Source organism: Actinomadura madurae (assembly GCF_900115095.1).
Classification (GTDB): domain Bacteria; phylum Actinomycetota; class Actinomycetes; order Streptosporangiales; family Streptosporangiaceae; genus Spirillospora; species Spirillospora madurae.
Window position 1 is genome coordinate 34,837 of sequence record NZ_FOVH01000019.1, and the last position, 17,968, is coordinate 52,804.

The following is a 17,968-nucleotide window of genomic DNA, read 5'->3' on the forward strand; positions in this document are numbered from 1 at the left end:
GTCCCGTCGGGGAAGGGTGTCTCGTGAGCAACTTCGGGTTCCTCAAAGGCGAGTGGCCTGATCTGCACGACGAAGCGGTCCGGGCGGAGCGGCTGGCGAATGCCGACCCGCGTGTGTCCTGCTTCTATGCGAGACGCACCCTTGAACTCGCGGTCAACTGGCTGTACCGCGCGGACGGCAAGCTGAGGCTCCCCTACCGAGGAGAACTCGCGGCGTTGATCGCCGAGCCGACCCTGGTACAAGTGGTCGGTCCGCCGATCCGTACGAAGATGGACGTGATCCGGCGGCAGGGCAACAATGCCGTCCACCGGCCGGGGCCGGTGCGGGCCGGGGACGCCGTCCGGACGGTCGCCGAACTGTTCCACGTCCTCTACTGGATCGCCCGGCATTACACCCGCGATCAATCGGGACCGGCCCCGGAACTGGCCTTCGACCCCTCGCTCATCCCCACCCCGGAGCCGGCGGAGGTGCGGCGGAAGAAACAGGCCGAGATCCAGGAAATGGCCGAGCGGTACGCCCGGCAGCAGGAAGACCTGATCAAGGAACGGCGCAGGACACAGGACCTGGACGAAGAGGTCGCCCGGCTGCGCGCCGAGATCAAGACGGCCAAGGCCGCGAAGGCCGACCAGCCCGACACGCATGACTACGACGAAGCCAAGACCCGTGACCTGATCATCGACCTTCTCCTCAAGGAGGCGGGCTGGCCGCTGGATAAGGCCGACGACCGCGAATTTCCGGTCGAGGGGCTGCCATCCCCGTCCGGGAAGGGCAAGGTCGATTACGTCCTCTGGGACGACGACGGCAGGCCGCTCGGTCTGGTCGAGGCCAAGCGCACCACCAGGGACGCGATGGTCGGCAAGCAACAGGCCAAGCTCTACGCGGATGCATTGGAGCAGAGGTTCGGGCAGCGTCCGATCATCTTCTACACCAACGGCTATAAGACGTTCATCTGGGACGACGTCACCTACCCGCCGCGCGAGATCCAGGGCTTTTACACCAAGGACCAGTTGCGGACGCTGATCCAGCGGCGCGCCGGCCGGCAGGCGTTGCAGGGCGTAGCGGTCAACGACGAGATCGCGGGCCGCCACTACCAGAGCCGTGCCATCCGCCGCATCGCCGAGGCGTTCGAGCGGGACCGGCAGCGCGAAGCGCTTCTCGTGATGGCGACGGGCGCGGGCAAGACGCGCACGATCATCGCGCTGATCGACCTGCTCCAGCGCGCCCGCTGGATCAAGCGCGTCCTGTTCCTCGCGGACCGGAAGGCACTCGTCACGCAGGCCGCCAACGCCTTCAAGGCTCACCTCCCCGGCACACCGACCGTGAACCTGCTGACCGAGCGCAAGGAGGACGGCAGGGTCTACGTGTCCACATATCCGACGATGATGGGGCTGATCAACGAGACGGACGGCGACCTGCGCAGGTTCGGGCCCGGCTACTTCGACCTCGTCGTCATCGACGAGGCGCACCGGTCCGTCTACCAGAAGTACGGCGTGATCTTCGAGTACTTCGACGCCCTGCTCGTCGGGCTGACCGCGACGCCGAAGGACGAGATCGACCGCAACACCTACCGCCTGTTCCACCTGGAGGACGGCGTCCCCACGGATGTGTACGGGCTGGACGAGGCCGTGACCGAGGGCTATCTCGTCCCGCCGTTCACGGTGAACGTCCCGCTGAAGTTCCCGCAGCAGGGCATCAGCTACGACGACCTGCCCGAAGAGGAAAAAGAGATGTGGGACCTCCTCGACTGGGACGAGGAGGACGGCGTCCCCGACCGGGTCACCGCCGACGAGGTCAACAAGTTCCTGTTCAATGAGGACACCATCGACAAGATGCTCCAGACGCTCATGGAGCACGGCGGCAAGGTCGAGGGCGGGGACCGGCTGGGCAAGACCATCGTCTTCGCCCGCAACAAGAAGCACGCGGCATTCATCGTCGAACGCTTCGACAAGCTGTATCCCGAGCACCGCGGTGACTTCGCCCGCGTCATCACGCACGACGACTCCTACGCGCAGGACCTCATCGACAAGTTCTCGCTGAAGGACTCGCCCCCGCACATCGCCGTCTCCGTCGACATGCTCGACACCGGGATCGACATTCCCGAGGTCGTCAACCTGGTGTTCGCCAAGCTCGTCCGGTCCAAGACGAAGTTCTGGCAGATGATCGGGCGCGGCACCCGCCTGTGCCCGGATCTGTTCGGGCCGAACATCGACAAGCAGAAGTTCCTGGTCTTCGACCTGTGCCGCAACGTCGAATTCTTCAACCAGGACATCGCCACGTCCGAGGGCCGCGTCCAGCCGTCCCTCAGCGAGCGCCTTTTCCGGGAACGGACCGACCTTCTCTACGACCTGGACCGGCAAGCCCTTCCCCCGGAGCCGACCCCGGAATCGGACGGGACGCACAGCGAGACCGGGCTCCGCCGGGACCTCGCCGCCCGCCTCCAGGAGGAGGTCTCGGGCATGAACCCGCAGAACGTCGAGGTCCGGCGCCGCCTGGAGGAGGTCGAGCGCTACCAGGACCCCGCGAGCTGGCAGCGGATCACGGCCGAGAAGCGCGAGGAGATCGCCGAGAACCTGGCGGGCCTGCCCACCGAGTTCCGCGAGGACGAGAACAGCGAGGAGGCCAAACGGTTCGACCTTCTCGCCCTGCGCCTCCAACTCGCCGTCCTCAACGGCGACCCCGCGTACGACACGCTCCGTGACCAGGTCCGGGAGATCGCCGAAGCGCTCCTTGACCCGACCACGCTGAACAACCCCGTCGTGGCCAAACAGCGGGAACTGCTGTCCGACCTCACCCTTGACGAGTGGTGGCAGGACGTCTCCCTGCCGATGCTGGAACTGATGCGCCGCCGCATCCGCGGCCTCGCCAAACTCATCCAGAAGACGAAGAAGGGCGTCCTCTACACCGACTTCCAGGACGAGCTGGGCGAGCTCACCGAGGCGGAACTCAGGGGCGTCTCCCTCGGCACCAACCGGACCCGGTTCGAGACCAAGGTCCGCACGTACCTGCGCAGCCACGAACACGAACTCGCCGTGCAGAAGCTACTGCGAAACCGCCAGCTCACCACTCTCGACATCGTCCACTTCGAGGACGTCTTCATCGCCTCCGGGTTCGGTACCCGCGACGACATCGACCAGGTCAGCGAGGAGTACGGAGACCTCGGCCTGTTCCTGCGCTCCGTCACCGGCCTGGAGTACGAGGCCGCGACCGCCGCCTTCGACAACTTCCAGGCCGGGAAGAAGCTTTCGGCCTCGCAACTCGACTTCCTTCAGCTCCTCATCGGTTTCCTGGCCAAGAACGGTGTCGTGGACGTGGGTGCCCTCTACAGGCCGCCGTTCACCGGGCTGGCCCCCGGCGGCCCCGAAGACCTCTTCACCGACACGGAGGTGACGTCCATGCAGCACGTTCTTGAACACGTCCGCGCCACCGCCGTCCCCACCGACTCCCGAGCCGGCTGACCGTTCGCGGCGCGTCGTAGCGGCCCGCTGCGCCCCCGATGAGCCCATATGGCGGGGCCTGCCGCCGTTCACTGCTATCGGCCGTGTTCCCCGCCCGGATGGCCGATGCGCGCTTCATCCCCCGCCGGAGTGACGGCGGGGGGCGCCGGGCTAGTCCGGCTGGTAAGTGACCTCGTCTAGGGATGCGAGGAACGCGTGGGTGGCTGGGCTCGGGTTGAACTCGCTCCAGATCAGGTACTCGACGCGGCGGGGGCCGTTGGTCACCTGGATGGTCGTCAGGCCGGGGTGGTCTCCCGCGACGGCCGAGGGTAGGAGGGCGATTGCCAGGCCCTGGCGGACGATGCGGGTCAGCAGGTCCGGGGCCATTACCTCGAATGCGACGTCGCGGGCTAGGCCTGCTGCGGCGAACGCTCGGTCGCTCTGGGCGCGCCCGGGGGTGTGGGCGGGGAAGTCTACGAAGGTCTCCTCGGCGAGTCTGTCGAGGTTGACGCGGGTCCTGCCCGCCAGGGCGTGGGTTGGCGGGACGACCGCCACTAGGCGGTCGCGGGCCAGTTCGCGGACCTGGACGCCGCGAGGGCGGTCGCCTTCGGGGAGGCCCAGCGCGGCGACGTCCAGTTCGCCGGACGCCACCTGCGCGGTCAGCTCGTCGCTTCCGCCTACGCGGAGGCTGATCCGTACCTCGGGGTGCCGCTGGCGGAAGTGCTGGAGGACGGCGGGCATGTCGACGGCCGCGGCGGTGGGGATGACGCCCACCGCGAGCCGTCCGCGCACCAGGCCCACCGCGGCGGCGGCCTCGGCCACCGCACGGTCCGCCGCCTCCAACGCCTGGCGGGCCGCGGGAAGGAACGCCGCGCCGGCGGGGGTGAGCTCGACCCGGCGGCTGGTGCGGGCGAACAGCTTCACGCCGAGCTCGCGCTCCAGGTTCGCGACCCGGTGGCTCAGCGCCGACTGCACCACGAAGCACCGCTCGGCGGCGCGGGTGAAGTTGCGGGTCTCCGCCACCGCGACGACGTAGCGGAGTTGCTGCAGGTCCATCGATCGATCTTAGTTCGCGATTGATAGGATGAGAACCATGTGTTGGACGCATTGATGGGTGGGCGCTGAGACTTCTTGCATGACCACGATCACTGCTCCGAACACTCCTTCGCTTTCACGGCCCCCGTTCAAGCTGCTCGCCCTTGTCGCCGCGACCGCCCTCGCGCCCATGGCCTGGGGGACGACCTACGCGGTGACCACCGAGCTGCTGCCGCCGGATCGGCCGTTGTTCGCCGCGCTGATGCGCTCGCTGCCGCTCGGCCTGCTCGCCGTCGCGCTGTCCCGGACGCTGCCGCGCGGCGACTGGTGGTGGAAGGCGCCCGTGCTGGGCATCTTCAACATCGGCGCGTTCTTCCCGCTGCTCTTCCTGGCCGCCGAGCGGCTGCCCGGCGGTGTGGCGGCCACGCTGGGCTCCGTCCAGCCGCTGATCGTCGCCGGGCTGGCCGTCGCCGTCCTGCGGGAGTCGCCCTCGTCCTGGCGGCTGTCCTGGGGGACGGCCGGTGTGGTCGGCGTGGGCCTTGTTGTCATCGGTCCCGGCGCGGGACTCGACCCGGTGGGCATTGTCGCCGGGCTCGGCGGCGCGGTGTCCATGGCGACCGGCGTCACCCTGACCAAGCGCTGGGGACGGCCCGCGGGAGTAAGCCCGCTGACGCTCACCGGATGGCTGCTCTCCAGCGGCGGGCTGTTCCTCCTTCCGCTGACGCTGGTCTTCGAGGGCGTTCCGGCCCGTGTGGACGCGCCGGCCGTCGCGGGTTACCTCTGGCTCGCCACCGTGGGCGGAGTGATCGCCTACATGCTGTGGTTCCGGGGCATCGGGAGGCTGCCCGTCACTGCGGCGGCGTTGCTCGGCCTGCTGTCCCCGCTCGTCGCCGCGCTCCTTGGTGTCCTGCTGGTGGGCGAGGCCTGCACGGTCGTCCAGGTCGCCGGGTTCGCCCTCGCTCTCGCCGCCCTGGTCGCGGGCCAGTTCAACCCTGCCCGGGCCCGTGCCGCGGCGGAGTGATGGCGGGGCGGTGGGCGTTTCACTAATCTGGGCCGCGTTCCCCGTCCGTTTCCCCCCGACCGGATGGCCGATGCGCCCTTTGCCCCTCGCCGCCGCCCTCGCCGGGCTCCTCCTCGCCGCCGCCTGCGGTGACGCCGACCGGGCCCAGAACGTCGCCCCTCCCACGGTCCGCGCCGGCGGCTCCGCGCCTGCCGCGCAGAGCGTGGGGGCGTACTCCAAGGAAGGCTGGTTCGGCGGCGCGGACGGCCTGCACGCCCGGGTGGACGTCAAGGGCGTCGAACGGCAGGCGTCGAAGTCGGTGCTGCGGTACAGCGTCACGTCGCTGGACTCGTCCGCGAAGTCCGTGCCCTTCGAGATCGCGATCCTCGACCCGGTCGGGCGCAAGCTCTACAAGCCGACCGGCACGACGAGCGGCGAGGGCTTCACGCCCGGCACGATCCGCCAGATGGCCGCCGAGTACCCGCCGATCCCGTCGACCGTCCAGAAGGTCACCCTGATCACGCCCGGGACGGCGGGGGAGTTCACCGGCATTCCGGTGACCAGCGGCACCGGGACGCCGTCCTCGGCGCCCACTACGCCGCCCACGTCGTCGGCACCGTCGAGCACGCCGTCGTCGTCCGCGCCTTCGGTCGGGGCCGAGCCGTCTGTCGGCGCCGAGCCGTTCATGGCCTCCACGCCGTCCAGCCTGACCTCGCCCAGCCCCTCCACGTCGACGTCCACGTCCCCTACGCCCTCCACGGGTGCGCAGAGCGGGAATCCTGCGGACCTGTTCGGCATCGTCGAGGGTGAGAACGGGACCGTCGCGTCCAGCGGTTCGGGCGTGACGGTCAGCCTGGGCGGCGACGTGCTGTTCGAGACGAACTCGGCGAAGCTGTCGAGCCGCGCGAAGGCCGCCCTGGACGGCGCCGCGCAGGAGATCAAGGCGAAGGCGGGGCGCGCGCTGACGTTCGAGGGGCACGCGGGCGACCAGAAGCTGTCCCAGGAGCGCGCCGACGCCGTCATGAAGGAGATGAAGTCGCGGCTCGGCGACGACTTCACCTACACGGCGACCGGCAAGCAGGGCGGCAACGGGCTCGACATCTCCTACCAGCTCAAGAGCACCGCGGCGGGCACCGGGACGCCGGCCGCCTTCCGCGCGCAGGACGGCGGGACGGTGAAGACCCTCACCGCGCGCTTCGGTGCCGACAAGCGGCGCCTGGAGGTCAAGCCCTTCTACAAGGACGGCGCCTACCTCGTCGCCGTGTTCGACATCGTGAACGAAGGCCCCGGCACCACGCCGCCGGACGCGTCCTACCCGAACACCACCTACCCGGGAGCCGTGTTCGGCTCGTTCTCCGTCCAGGTGCCGGGTGGCAAGGACGTCTACCGCGCCGTTCGCGTCGGACCCGCCGTGCCGGGCAGTCCCAGCGCCTACGTCGACCCTGGCCGCGCGGTGTTCCGCACCGCCGTGAACCAGCCCGTCCGCGGCTTCGTGTACCTGCTCGCGCCGCCCGGCGACATCAAGTCCGTCACCTTCGACGCGGGTCCCTTCGGCAAGGCCGAGAAGGTTCCCGTCTCGTAGACCACGCCTCCGACGTGTGACGGACGATCCGAACGGATAGTTAAAAGACACGGCATCGGATCGTCCGGCGGAGGTCAGCGCATGGGTGTCGGCGTCAGTGTTTTCACGATCACGCTCGGGCTGATCCTCAAGTTCGCGATCAAACCGGACGCGATGACCGACCCGGTGGACATCCACATCATCGGGGTCATCCTGATCATCGTCGGCGGGGTGTCGTTCGCGCTCCAGCTGCTGATGATGTCCCGCATGCAGCAGCGCGGCCCGCGCTTCCAGAGCGGGCGGGACGAGCGCATGTACGACGGCGACAACCCGCCCCGGCCCTGAGACGCACGAGAGGCCGGCGTGTCCCGCGCCGGCCCCTCGGAACGGTCCTCAGCTCCAGGCGAGCATGCGGATCGGGTCTTCGAGCATGTCGCCGACGTCGCGCAGGACCCGCGAGCCCAGCTCGCCGTCGACGATGCGGTGGTCGAACGAGAGCGACAGCGTGGTGACCTTGCGGATCGCCAGCTCGCCCTCGTGCACCCACGGCATGTCCCGGATCTGGCCGAACGCCAGGATCGCCGCCTCGCCCGGGGTGAGGATCGGGGTCCCGGTGTCCACGCCGAACACGCCCACGTTGGTGATCGTGATCGTCCCGTCGGACAGGTCGGCGGGTGTCGCCTTGCCCGCGCGCGCCTTCTCGGTCAGGTCGGCGAGCGCGCGTGCCAGGCCGGGCAGGTCGAGGTCCTGCGCGTCCTTCACCTTGGGGACGAGCAGGCCGCGGTCGGTGGCCGCCGCGATCCCCAGGTTCACGTAGCGCTTGACGACGATCTCCGCGCCGTCCGGGCCGTCCGCCCACGTGGAGTTCACCATCGGGTTCCGCGCCACGGCCGTGAGCAGGGCGCGCGCCACCAGCAGCAGCGGCGACACCTTCACGTCCGCGAACTCGGGCAGCTCGCGGAGCCGCTTGACGGTCTCCATCGTCCGCGTCACGTCCACCTGGAGGAACTCGGTGACGTGCGGGGCGGTGAACGCCGACGACGACATCGCCGTCGCGGTCGCCTTGCGGATGCCCTTGACCGGCACCCGCTCCTCGCGCGGCCCCGCCTGGACGGGACGCGCCCGCGCGGGCGCCGCCTGGGTGTGCGACTGGGCCCCGGCCTGCGCGGCGAGGACGTCCTCGCGCGTGATCGACCCCTGCGGGCCCGACCCCGTGATCGACGCGAGGTCGACCCCGAGGTCCCTGGCCATCTTGCGGACGGGCGGCTTCGCCAGCGGCAGCCCGTCGCCCCCGGGCTGCGGACGAGGCGCCGGCAGCGGCTTCTCCGGAGCCGGCGCGGGGGGCGGTGAGGCGGCGGGCGCGGCGGTGGACGCGGCGGCGGAGGCCGTGCCGTTGGCCGCCTTGCGCGGGCGCCGCCTGGTCGCCCCCTCCTTGACCCCGTAGCCGACGAGGACGGGCTGGCGCTTCGGCTTCTCCTCGGGCGACACCATGCCGGGCTCGTTGACCGTCGGCACGCCCTCCTCGCGCATCGCCGCGGCCTGCGCCGGCGGCTCGGACACCGGGGTCGCCACGCCGCCCGAGCCCTCGGCGTCCACCGAGATGATCGGCACGCCGACGTCCACGGTCTGGCCCTCGGTGACCAGCAGCTCGGCCACCACGCCCTCGAACGGGCAGGGCAGCTCCACGATCGCCTTCGCGGTCTCGATCTCCACGATCGTCTGGTTGACCTCGACGGTGTCGCCGGGCTGGACGTGCCACTTGACGATCTCGGCCTCGGTCAGGCCCTCGCCCACGTCCGGCAGCTTGAACAGTTTCGGCTGGCTCACGGGCGTCACCACGCGAAGGTCCGGTCGACCGCGTCCAGGATGCGGTCGAGGTCGGGCAGGTACTGGTCCTCGATGCGGGACGGCGGGTACGGCGTGGAGAACCCGCCGACGCGCAGCACCGGCGACTCCAGCCGGTAGAAGCACCGCTCGGTGATCCGCGCGGCCAGCTCGGCGCCGAACCCGCTGTAGACCGGCGCCTCGTGGACGACGACGCAGCGCCCGGTCCGGTTCACCGAGTCCGTCACGGCGCCGATGTCGAGCGGGTTGAGCGAGCGCAGGTCGATGACCTCCAGGGAGCGTCCCTCCTCGGACGCCGCGGCGGCCGCCTCCAGGCACGTCTTCACCGACGGCCCGTACGCCAGCACGGTGACGTGCTCGCCCGGCCGGACGACCTTCGCCTCGTGCAGCGGCGCCCAGTCGGTGGAGTCGACGTCGACCTCGGCCTTCTCCCAGTACCGGCGCTTCGGCTCGAAGAAGACCACCGGGTCGGGGGAGGCGATCGACTGCTGGATCATCGCGTACGCGTCCACCGGGTTCGAGCAGGCCACCACCCGTAGGCCGGCGGTGTGCGTGAAGTACGCCTCCGGCGACTCCGAGTGGTGCTCCACCGCGCCGATGCCGCCGCCGCACGGGATCCGGACGACGACCGGCAGCGACACCTTGCCGAGCGAGCGCATCCGCATCTTCGCCAGCTGCGTGATGATCTGGTCGGCGGCGGGGAACACGAACCCGTCGAACTGGATCTCCACGACGGGCCGGTAGCCGCGCAGCGCCAGCCCGATCGCCGTCCCGACGATGCCGGACTCGGCGAGCGGGGTGTCGATGACGCGCTCCTCGCCGAAGTCCTTCTGCAGGCCGTCGGTGATCCGGAAGACGCCGCCGAGCTTCCCGACGTCCTCGCCCATGACGAGGACCTTCGGGTCGTTCTCCATGGCCTTGCGCAGGCCTTCGTTCAACGCCTTGCCGAGGGTCAGGGTGGTCACTTCGCCTCCTCCTCGAACGACGCCAGGTAGGCGGCGAACCGCTCCTGCTCCTCGGTCATCAGCGGATGCCGGTCGGCGTACACGTGGTCGAACATCGACAGCGGCTCCGGGTCGGGCAGCGCCAGGCACGCCTCGCGCAGCTCGCGGGCCATCTGCTTGGCCTCGTCGTCGACCTTGTCGAAGAAGGCCGCGTCCGCCAGGTCACCGCGCACCAGGTACGCCTTGACGCGCTCGATCGGGTCCTTGAGCTTCCAGGCCTCTTCCTCGGCCTTCAGCCGGTAGCGCGTGGGGTCGTCCGTCGTGGTGTGGGCGCCCATCCGGTACGTGAACGCCTCGATGAGCGTCGGGCCCTGGCCCGTCCTGGCGTTCTCCAGGGCCTTCCTGGTCACGGCCAGGCAGGCGAACACGTCGTTCCCGTCCACCCGCAGGCCTGGGAAGCCGTAGCCCTGCGCGCGCTTGTAGAGCGGGATCCTCGACTGGCGTTCCAGGGGCTCGGAGATGGCCCACTGGTTGTTCTGGCAGAAGAACACGATCGGCGCGTTGAACACGGAGGCGAACACGAACGACTCGTTCACGTCGCCCTGCGATGTCGCGCCGTCGCCGAAGTAGGCGATGGTGGCGCCCGCCGACGGTGTGCCGAGGACACCGTCGCGCTGGATGCCCATCGCGTACCCGGTCGCGTGCAGCGTCTGGCTGCCGATCACGATGGTGTAGAGGTGGAAGCCGTGTTCCGCGGGGTCCCAGCCGCCGTGGTTCACGCCCCGGAACAGGCCGAGCAGCTTCAGCGGCTCCACGTCCCGGCACCAGGCGACACCGTGCTCCCGGTAGGTCGGGAACACCATGTCGTTCTCGGTCAGGGCGCGCCCCGACCCGATCTGCGCCGCCTCCTGTCCCAGCAGGGACGCCCAGATGCCGAGCTCGCCCTGCCGGGTGAGCGCCACGGCCTCCAGGTCGATCTTCCGCACGATCACCAGATCGCGGTACAGGTCGCGGACGTCCTCGGCGCTGAGGTCCAGGGGGTAGTCGGGATGCTCGACGCGCTCCCCTTCGGGGGTGAGCAACTGGACGAGCTCGGGTCGGGCGAGCTCAGGGGTGTCGGGCGCGCCGCGCACGGAGTCGATCGTCATCGATGGACACTCCTCGTTCGGGGCCGTTACGCGGGATCGCCGCGCAGCCGGCCGATGTCAGCGGCCTTGCTCCCCGGTAAGGGACAAAGGCCGCAATACCATCGTGGCAGACATCACACCCTGTGATGCAAGCCCCGGCATCGAGGTCCCTACCCCGCTCCCGCCCACTGACGCCGCCGATCCGGGGGTGCCACACCCCCGGCCGCTACTCGCGGGAGAGCGCCCGCGTCGCGCCGGCCGCGACGGTCAGGCCGAGGATCAGGCCCGCCGCGACGATGAGGTTGGCGATCCACTGGTAGACGCCCTTCGGGGCGAACTCCATCTCCTGGCCGAGGCTGCCGATGGGCAGGAGCAGGTCGAGCGTGTAGAAGAACGCGTTGAAGTGCGGTTTGTGGCCGGTGTCGAGGACGTCCGGCTTGTGGAGGGAGAAGACGATCGTCCCGAAGGCCAGGAGGCCGACGAGCCAGCTCGCGGCGCGGAACGGGCGGTAGCCGTACCCGACCAGGCCGTCCTGCATCCAGCCGACGATCTTGCGGGGGACGCCCTGGGTCTTGCGCCGGTCGCGGGCCTTGGCGAGCAGGACGGAGCGGCCGTCGGCGTCCAGGCCGAGCGAGCGGTACGTCTGCGCGAGCCGCTCGTACGGTTGCGGTGCGTAACCGTCGGTGTCGCGGCGCAGCCAGGCGAGGCGCTCGCGGGCGGTGAGCGGCGGTTCGAGGGTCTCGTACTGGAGGCCGTCGAGCTGGAGGCGCTCCGGCCACGAGGCGGCGTCGTCGCGCATCAGGTTGATCCGGGCGTAGGACAGGTCCGTGGTGCCCCTGACCGGCTCGGCGGTGCGCAGGAGCAGCTCCTCGGCCTGGACGCGCTGCAGGCTGAGGGCCGTCCCCTGGTCGTGCCGCAGCCGGGCGTCCCGCAGGCTCAGCTGGCCGGTGACGCGCGCGCCGGAGAAGCTGACCGCCCCGGTCGCGGTGAAGCCGTCCGAGCAGTAGACGTCGGTCTCGACGGCCAGGTCGTCGGCGTTGAGCGCGGTCCGCTGGGGCGCGGACAGGCGGGCGCCGACGAACGAGAGGTAGCCGCCGACCCGGGCGCCGCGCAGCCGCACTTCGCCCTCGGCGACGAACCCGCCGTCGCAGAACACGTTCGCGGCCACGTCCAGGCGGCTGGCGTACAGGGCCGCGCCGGACGGGTTGTGCAGCCGGGCGCCCCGGAAGATCAGCTGGCCGCCGACGCGGGCGCCCGGCAGCCGGACCTCGCCGTTGGCCGAGAACCCCTGGTCGCAGTAGACGTTCGCCTCGACCGACAGGCGGTCGGCCAGCAGCGCGTCCCCGCCGGGGTTGGCCAGGTGGACGCCCGACATGTTCAGGATGCCGGTGATGTTCGCCCCGTCCAGCCACAGGCCGCCGTTGATGCGGCTGCCCTCCAGCCACAGGTGCCCGTCCACCCGGGTGCCGGACGCGATCAGGCCCGGCAGGCGGCAGCGCATCAGGTGCACGCTGCTCATGCTCGCCCAGTACAGGTGCGGCGCCTCGTCGAAGTCGCACCCGGTGAGCGCCAGCGGGACGTGGACCTCCGCGTGCCCGAGGTTCAGCGAGCCGGTGATGCGCGCCCCGCCGAGCCGGACGGCGGCGACCTGCCCGGGCTCGGCCTCCACGGCGCCGACGAGCAGCGCGACGAGGACCTCCGCCCTGACCACCCGGTCGTGTCCCCAGCGGTCGGACCGCGTGATGTCGTCGAGCTGCCGGTCGCCGGATGACAGGTCGACCGATTCGCCCCTGGGGAAGGCCTCCCAGAGGCGGCGCTCCGGCGGGGTCAGGTCGTCGATGTTCATCGCGTGGCTCCGGGGGTGCGGATGGATCGTGCTCGGCCATGGTGCCGTACGCTTCAGGATCGTAAGGAAAAGCGCTGATCAGTGAGGGGGCGACCGTGGCGCGTGTCGTCGTGGACGTCATGCTCAAGCCGGAGATCCTCGACCCGCAGGGCCAGGCGATCGCCCGGAAGCTGCCGCAGATGGGCTACGACGGGGTCGTCGCCGTCCGGCAGGGCAAGCGGTTCGAGGTGGAGCTGGAGGGGGACGCCGACGAGGCCGCCCTGGAGCAGGTCGGCAAGATCGCCGAAACGCTGCTGGCGAACCCCGTCATCGAGAACTACGAGGTTCACGTTCTGTAACCACCGGCGAGTATGGCGGTTACGCGATATTCCGCCGGGGAAGTGTTAGCTGCGTCGAGTCGTCGAGCACGCTCCGGGGCCGGGGGAAACGGTGGGAAGCCCGGGGCATGACACGAGGTGTCCGGGTGGAGATGAGGTTCTCGCTCGCGCTGCCGCGCGACGCGCGGAGCATCCCGGTGGTCCGCCGGGTGGTGGGGGACGCGCTGCGCGGGCTGGGCGTTTCCGAGGGCTGCGTCGACGACCTCCTGGTCGCCGTCTCCGAGGCGTGCACCAACGTCGTCCAGCATGTCCGGGCGGCCGGGGACTACAGGGTCACGGGGCACGTCGACGCGGGCATGGGCCAGTTCAAGATCATGGATTGGGGCCGCGGGCCCCGGCCGGCCCCGGAGGACCGGGGGGTTTTGAGCGAGTCCGGGCGCGGCATTAGGATCATGCGTGCGCTGGTGGACGACCTGGACATCGACTCCGCGCCGGATCGAGGCACCGTCGTTCACCTGCGGAAGCGCCTGACCTGGAGCGACGGGGCACTGATAGGTCGCCTCGACCGCGACCTCATGCACAACGCCGGGTAGATTGGTACGCGCGCAGGGGGAATGCGACGCGCAGCGGGGTGATCGGCGGAGAGGATCCCGCCCGTCCCGGCCGCACCTCATTTCGGAGGAACAGAACAGATGGACGCTGCCCGGGTGGGGATCATCACCTTCCCTGGTTCCCTGGACGACAGGGACGCCGCACGCGCGGTGCGGCTCGCCGGCGCCGAGCCGGTCGCGCTCTGGCACGCCGACCACGACCTGCAGGGCGTCGACGCGGTCGTCCTGCCCGGCGGGTTCTCCTACGGGGACTACCTGCGGGCGGGGGCGATCGCCCGGTTCGCGCCGCTGATGACCGAGCTGACGGCCGCCGCCGGCGACGGCCTGCCCGTCCTCGGCATCTGCAACGGCTTCCAGGTGCTGTGCGAGTCGCACCTGCTGCCGGGCGCGCTGCTCCCGAACGCCGGCCTGCACTTCGTCTGCCGCGACCAGCGGCTGCGGGTGGAGAACACCGACACCGCGTGGACCAGTGAGTACACCGAGGGGCAGGAGCTGGTGATCCCGGTGAAGAACCGGGACGGCCGCTACACCGCCGACCGGGAGACCCTGATCGAGCTGGCCGACACCGGCCGGATCGTCGCCCGGTACCTCGACCTGAACCCGAACGGCTCTCTCGACGACATCGCCGGGATCTGCAACGAGGCCGGCAACGTGGTCGGGCTCATGCCCCATCCCGAGCACGCCGTGGAGTCCCTTACCGGGCCTTCTACGGACGGGCTCGGGTTCTTTGCTTCGGTTGTTAAGAGACTGGTCAACGCATGAGCGCAGCGAACCAGGGGACGTGGGGGATCGCTCCCCCACAGGAAGAGCGCATGAGCGGCGCGAACCAGGGGGTGTGGGGGATCGTCCCCCACAAGGAGGACGCATGAGTGAGCAACGGCCCCATGGTTCGGGGCGCGCGACCCGGGACAGTGACGAGCCGTCGATGGAGTGGCTCGGCGAGCTCAGGTCCGACGCCGACGACCCTGAGCTCCAGCCCGTCAACCCCGCGGTGACGCAGGGTTTCAAGGCCATCGTCGACGAGGACATGCCCGTGGTCCGGCCGTCCCGGCAGGAGCCTCCGGCCGAGCGCTCGCCGGGGCCCTTCACCGGGCCCATTCCGGTGCTGAACGGTGAGCAGGCGTCGTCGGACGTCCCGTCGGGGCCTGCTCAGGGCCCTGAGCAGGAGTTCGCGCGTGCGCTGGAGGAGGAGCGCGCCGCCGGTGACCCGAACGTCACCGCGACGGACTCCTCGCTGACCGTGCCCGACCTGAGCGGTTTCGCGGCCCCGCCGCCTCCGTCCGACTCCGGCCCGCAGCCCGCCGTGGGCTCCGGCACGGGCCCCCAGCCCGCGGTGGGGTCCGGCACCGGCCCCCAGCCTGCCGTTGGCTCTGGGACGGGTCCGCAGCCGCCCGTGGGCTCTGGGACGGGCCCGCAGCCCGCCGTGGGCTCCGGAACCCGTCCACAGCCCGCTGTGGGGCCCGGTGCGGGCCCGCAGCCTCCGGTGGGTCCCGGTACGAGTCCGCAGCCCGTCGTCGGCTCTGGGACGGGCCCGCAGCCCGCTGTGGGGCCCGGCGGCCCGGGGACCGGCCCGCAGCCTCTCGTCGACCTGAACACGGGTCCGCTGGTCCGGTTCGGCGCCGAGGGCCCCGGCACCGGCCCGCAGCCTCCGGTCGGCCCCGGCACCGGCCCCCAGCCTGCCGTGGGCTCTGGGACGGGCCCGCAGCCCGCCGTGGGCACTGGGACCGGCCCGCAGCCTCCGGTCGGCCCCGGCACCGGCCCCCAGCCTGCCGTGGGCCCTGGGACGGGTCCTCAGCCCGCCGTGGGGTCTGGCACCGGCCCCCAGCCCGCTGTGGGCCCGGGGACGGGCCCGCAGCCCGCCGTGGGCTCCAGGACGGGCCCGCAGCCGGCCATCGGACGGGGCACCGGCCCGCAGCCGGCGATCGCGCCCGCCGACCACGGCACGGACACCGTCGCCATCGCCGCCGCGTCCCCCGACCGTCCGCAGCCGTTCGCCGAGCTGGGGATGAACGGCGAGGAGTACCAGCGCGTCCGGCACATCCTGGGGCGCCGCCCCACGTCGGCCGAGCTGGCGATCTACTCGGTCATGTGGAGCGAGCACTGCTCCTACAAGAGCTCCAAGGTGCACCTGCGCCAGTTCGGCGAGAAGGCCCCGAAGACCGACAAGCTCCTGGTCGGCATGGGGGAGAACGCCGGGGTCGTGGACATCGGCCAGGGCTGGGCGGTCACCTTCAAGGTGGAGTCGCACAACCACCCGTCCTACGTCGAGCCGTACCAGGGCGCCGCGACCGGCGTCGGCGGGATCGTCCGCGACATCATGTCGATGGGCGCGCGGCCGATCGCCGTCATGGACTCGCTCCGGTTCGGCCCGGCGGACGCCCCCGACACCCAGCGCGTCCTGCCCGGCGTGGTGGCGGGCGTGGGCGGCTACGGCAACTCGCTGGGCCTGCCCAACATCGGCGGCGAGACGGTCTTCGACGCCTGCTACGAGCAGAACCCGCTCGTCAACGCGTTGTGCGTCGGCGTGATGAAGCACGAGGACATCAAGCGCGCCGTGGCCCCCGGCCCCGGCAACCAGGTGATCCTGTTCGGCGCCCTCACCGGCCCGGACGGCATCGGCGGCGCGTCCGTCCTCGCGTCCGCGACGTTCGACGAGGAGTCGCACCAGAAGCGGCCGTCGGTCCAGGTCGGCGACCCGTTCATGGAGAAGCTGCTCATCGAGTGCTGCCTGGAGCTGTTCCGCGAGGACCTCGTGGTCGGCATCCAGGACCTCGGCGCGGCCGGCGTGTCCTGCGCGACGACGGAGCTGGCCGCGGCCGGCACCGGCGGCATGCACGTCGACCTCGACGCCGTCCCGCTCCGCGACGAGACGCTCCGCCCGGAGGAGATCCTCATGAGCGAGTCGCAGGAGCGGATGATGGCGGTGGTGGAGCCCGCCAAGGTCGAGCGTTTCATGGAGATCTGCGCCCGCTGGGAGATCCCCGCGACCGTCATCGGCGCGGTCACCGACACCCGCCGCCTGGTCATGACGTGGCGGGGCGAGACGATCGTCGACATCCCGCCGGTCACGGCCGCCGACGAGGGCCCGGTCTACAACCGGCCGCTGGAGCCGCCGAAGGACCTCGGCGCGCTGCAGTCCGACACGCCGGGGCGGCTCACCCGCCCGTCCAACGGCGACGAGCTGCGCCGGACGGTCCTGTGGCTGGCCGGGGCGCCGAACCTCGCCAGCAAGACGTGGGTGACGTCGCAGTACGACCGGTACGTCCTCGGCAACACCGTCATGGCCATGCCGGAGAACGCGGGCGTGGTGCGCATCGACGACGAGTCCGGCCTGGGCATCGCGCTGTCCCTGGACGGCAACGGCCGCTACACGCGCCTCGACCCGTACTCGGGCGCCCAGCTCGCGCTGTCGGAGGCGTACCGCAACGTCGCCGCGACCGGTGCGCGGCCCCTGGCCGTCACCAACTGCCTCAACTTCGGCTCGCCGGAGGACCCGGGCGTCATGTGGCAGTTCGCGCGCGCCGTCGAGGGCCTCGCGGACGGCTGCCAGTACCTCGGCATCCCGGTGACGGGCGGCAATGTCAGCTTCTACAACCAGACGGGCGAGACCCCGATCAATCCGACACCGGTGATCGGCGTCCTCGGCGTCCACGACGACGTGCGCCGCCGGGTGAACATGTCGCTGACGTCCGACGGCGCCACGCTCGCGCTGCTCGGCGAGACCCGCGAGGAGTTCGGCGGCTCCGAGTGGGCGCACGTCGTCTACGGGCACCTGGGCGGCCTGCCGCCGCTGGTGGACCTGAAGGCGGAGGCCGCGCTCGCGTCGGTGATGGTCGCCGCCATCCGGGACGGCCTGGTCACCGCCGTGCACGACCTGTCCGACGGCGGGCTGTCGCAGACGCTGGTGGAGTCGTGCCTGCGCGGCGGCCTCGGCGCCCGCGTCACCCTGCCGGGCGACCCGTTCGTCACGCTGTTCAGCGAGTCGGTGGCCCGCGCCATGGTGGCGGTCCGTCCGGGCGCCGAAGCGCGCCTGGCGGCCCTCTGCGAGTCGGCGGGCGTCCCGGTCACGCAGCTGGGCGTGGCGGGCGGCGACGCGCTGAACGTGACGGGACGCGGCCCGGACGGCGACCAGCAGGAGCTGTTCAGCGTCCCCCTGTCCGAGCTGCGCGAGGCGCACGAACGGATGCTTCCCAGCTACGCCGACTGACCGGCGCCTCCTCGGGCTACCATCCCTCATCAGGGATCTTG

Annotated in this window: 13 protein-coding genes; 8 read left to right on the forward strand and 5 right to left on the reverse strand. The window is 71.0% G+C overall.

What is annotated here, in order from left to right; all coding sequences use genetic code 11:
• Positions 1–23 precede the first annotated feature (23 nt).
• Entirely contained in the window at positions 24–3,455 is a 3,432-nt protein-coding gene (locus tag BM339_RS38250; RefSeq protein ID WP_075024059.1) for a DEAD/DEAH box helicase family protein, read from the forward strand.
• Between the two features lie 150 nt (positions 3,456–3,605).
• On the opposite strand, the gene BM339_RS38255 is transcribed toward BM339_RS38250, so the two are convergent.
• On the reverse strand, positions 3,606–4,490 hold the full coding sequence (locus BM339_RS38255) for a LysR family transcriptional regulator (protein ID WP_075024060.1): 885 nt from the start codon (positions 4,488–4,490) through the stop codon (positions 3,606–3,608).
• Positions 4,491–4,569: 79 nt separating this feature from the next.
• Between BM339_RS38255 and BM339_RS38260 the strand changes: the two genes are divergently transcribed.
• From BM339_RS38260 to BM339_RS38270, 3 genes are all read left to right on the forward strand, one after another.
• Positions 4,570–5,490, forward strand: coding sequence for an EamA family transporter (locus BM339_RS38260; RefSeq protein ID WP_075024061.1), 921 nt, complete (start codon positions 4,570–4,572; stop codon positions 5,488–5,490).
• 70 nt (positions 5,491–5,560) lie between these two features.
• Positions 5,561–7,051 carry an OmpA family protein gene (locus BM339_RS38265; protein WP_143118765.1) on the forward strand — a complete coding sequence of 497 codons (1,491 nt, stop codon included), beginning with the start codon at positions 5,561–5,563 and terminating at the stop codon, positions 7,049–7,051.
• A gap of 81 nt (positions 7,052–7,132) precedes the next feature.
• On the forward strand, positions 7,133–7,375 hold the full coding sequence (locus tag BM339_RS38270) for a DUF6458 family protein (RefSeq protein WP_021595482.1): 243 nt from the start codon (positions 7,133–7,135) through the stop codon (positions 7,373–7,375).
• Between the two features lie 48 nt (positions 7,376–7,423).
• Here the strand turns inward: BM339_RS38270 and BM339_RS38275 are convergent, their stop codons facing one another.
• The 4 genes from BM339_RS38275 to BM339_RS38290 form a co-directional block, all read right to left on the reverse strand.
• Entirely contained in the window at positions 7,424–8,857 is a 1,434-nt protein-coding gene (locus BM339_RS38275; RefSeq protein WP_075024138.1) for a dihydrolipoamide acetyltransferase family protein, read from the reverse strand.
• Between the two features lie 5 nt (positions 8,858–8,862).
• Positions 8,863–9,840, reverse strand: coding sequence for an alpha-ketoacid dehydrogenase subunit beta (locus BM339_RS38280; protein WP_021599210.1), 978 nt, complete (start codon positions 9,838–9,840; stop codon positions 8,863–8,865).
• On the reverse strand, positions 9,837–10,967 hold the full coding sequence (gene pdhA, locus BM339_RS38285) for a pyruvate dehydrogenase (acetyl-transferring) E1 component subunit alpha (RefSeq protein ID WP_021599209.1): 1,131 nt from the start codon (positions 10,965–10,967) through the stop codon (positions 9,837–9,839). Before pdhA ends, BM339_RS38280 begins: the two co-directional genes overlap by 4 nt.
• Positions 10,968–11,172: 205 nt before the next feature.
• The gene (locus tag BM339_RS38290) at positions 11,173–12,792 is read right to left on the reverse strand and encodes a hypothetical protein (RefSeq protein WP_021599208.1); all 1,620 of its coding nucleotides are present in this window, start codon (positions 12,790–12,792) and stop codon (positions 11,173–11,175) included.
• Positions 12,793–12,887: 95 nt separating this feature from the next.
• On the opposite strand from BM339_RS38290, the gene purS reads away from it, so the two are divergent.
• The 4 genes from purS (at position 12,888) to purL (ending at position 17,927) form a co-directional block, all read left to right on the forward strand.
• Positions 12,888–13,130 carry a phosphoribosylformylglycinamidine synthase subunit PurS gene (gene purS / locus BM339_RS38295; protein WP_021599207.1) on the forward strand — a complete coding sequence of 81 codons (243 nt, stop codon included), beginning with the start codon at positions 12,888–12,890 and terminating at the stop codon, positions 13,128–13,130.
• Between the two features lie 131 nt (positions 13,131–13,261).
• Positions 13,262–13,702: an ATP-binding protein gene (locus BM339_RS38300; RefSeq protein ID WP_244938551.1), complete on the forward strand. Its 441-nt coding sequence runs from the start codon at positions 13,262–13,264 to the stop codon at positions 13,700–13,702.
• Positions 13,703–13,801: 99 nt separating this feature from the next.
• A complete protein-coding gene (gene purQ, locus BM339_RS38305) occupies positions 13,802–14,482 on the forward strand; it encodes a phosphoribosylformylglycinamidine synthase subunit PurQ (protein WP_021599205.1) in 681 nt (226 codons plus the stop codon).
• A gap of 1,243 nt (positions 14,483–15,725) precedes the next feature.
• On the forward strand, positions 15,726–17,927 hold the full coding sequence (gene purL / locus BM339_RS38310; RefSeq protein WP_177287889.1) for a phosphoribosylformylglycinamidine synthase subunit PurL: 2,202 nt from the start codon (positions 15,726–15,728) through the stop codon (positions 17,925–17,927).
• Positions 17,928–17,968 lie beyond the last annotated feature (41 nt).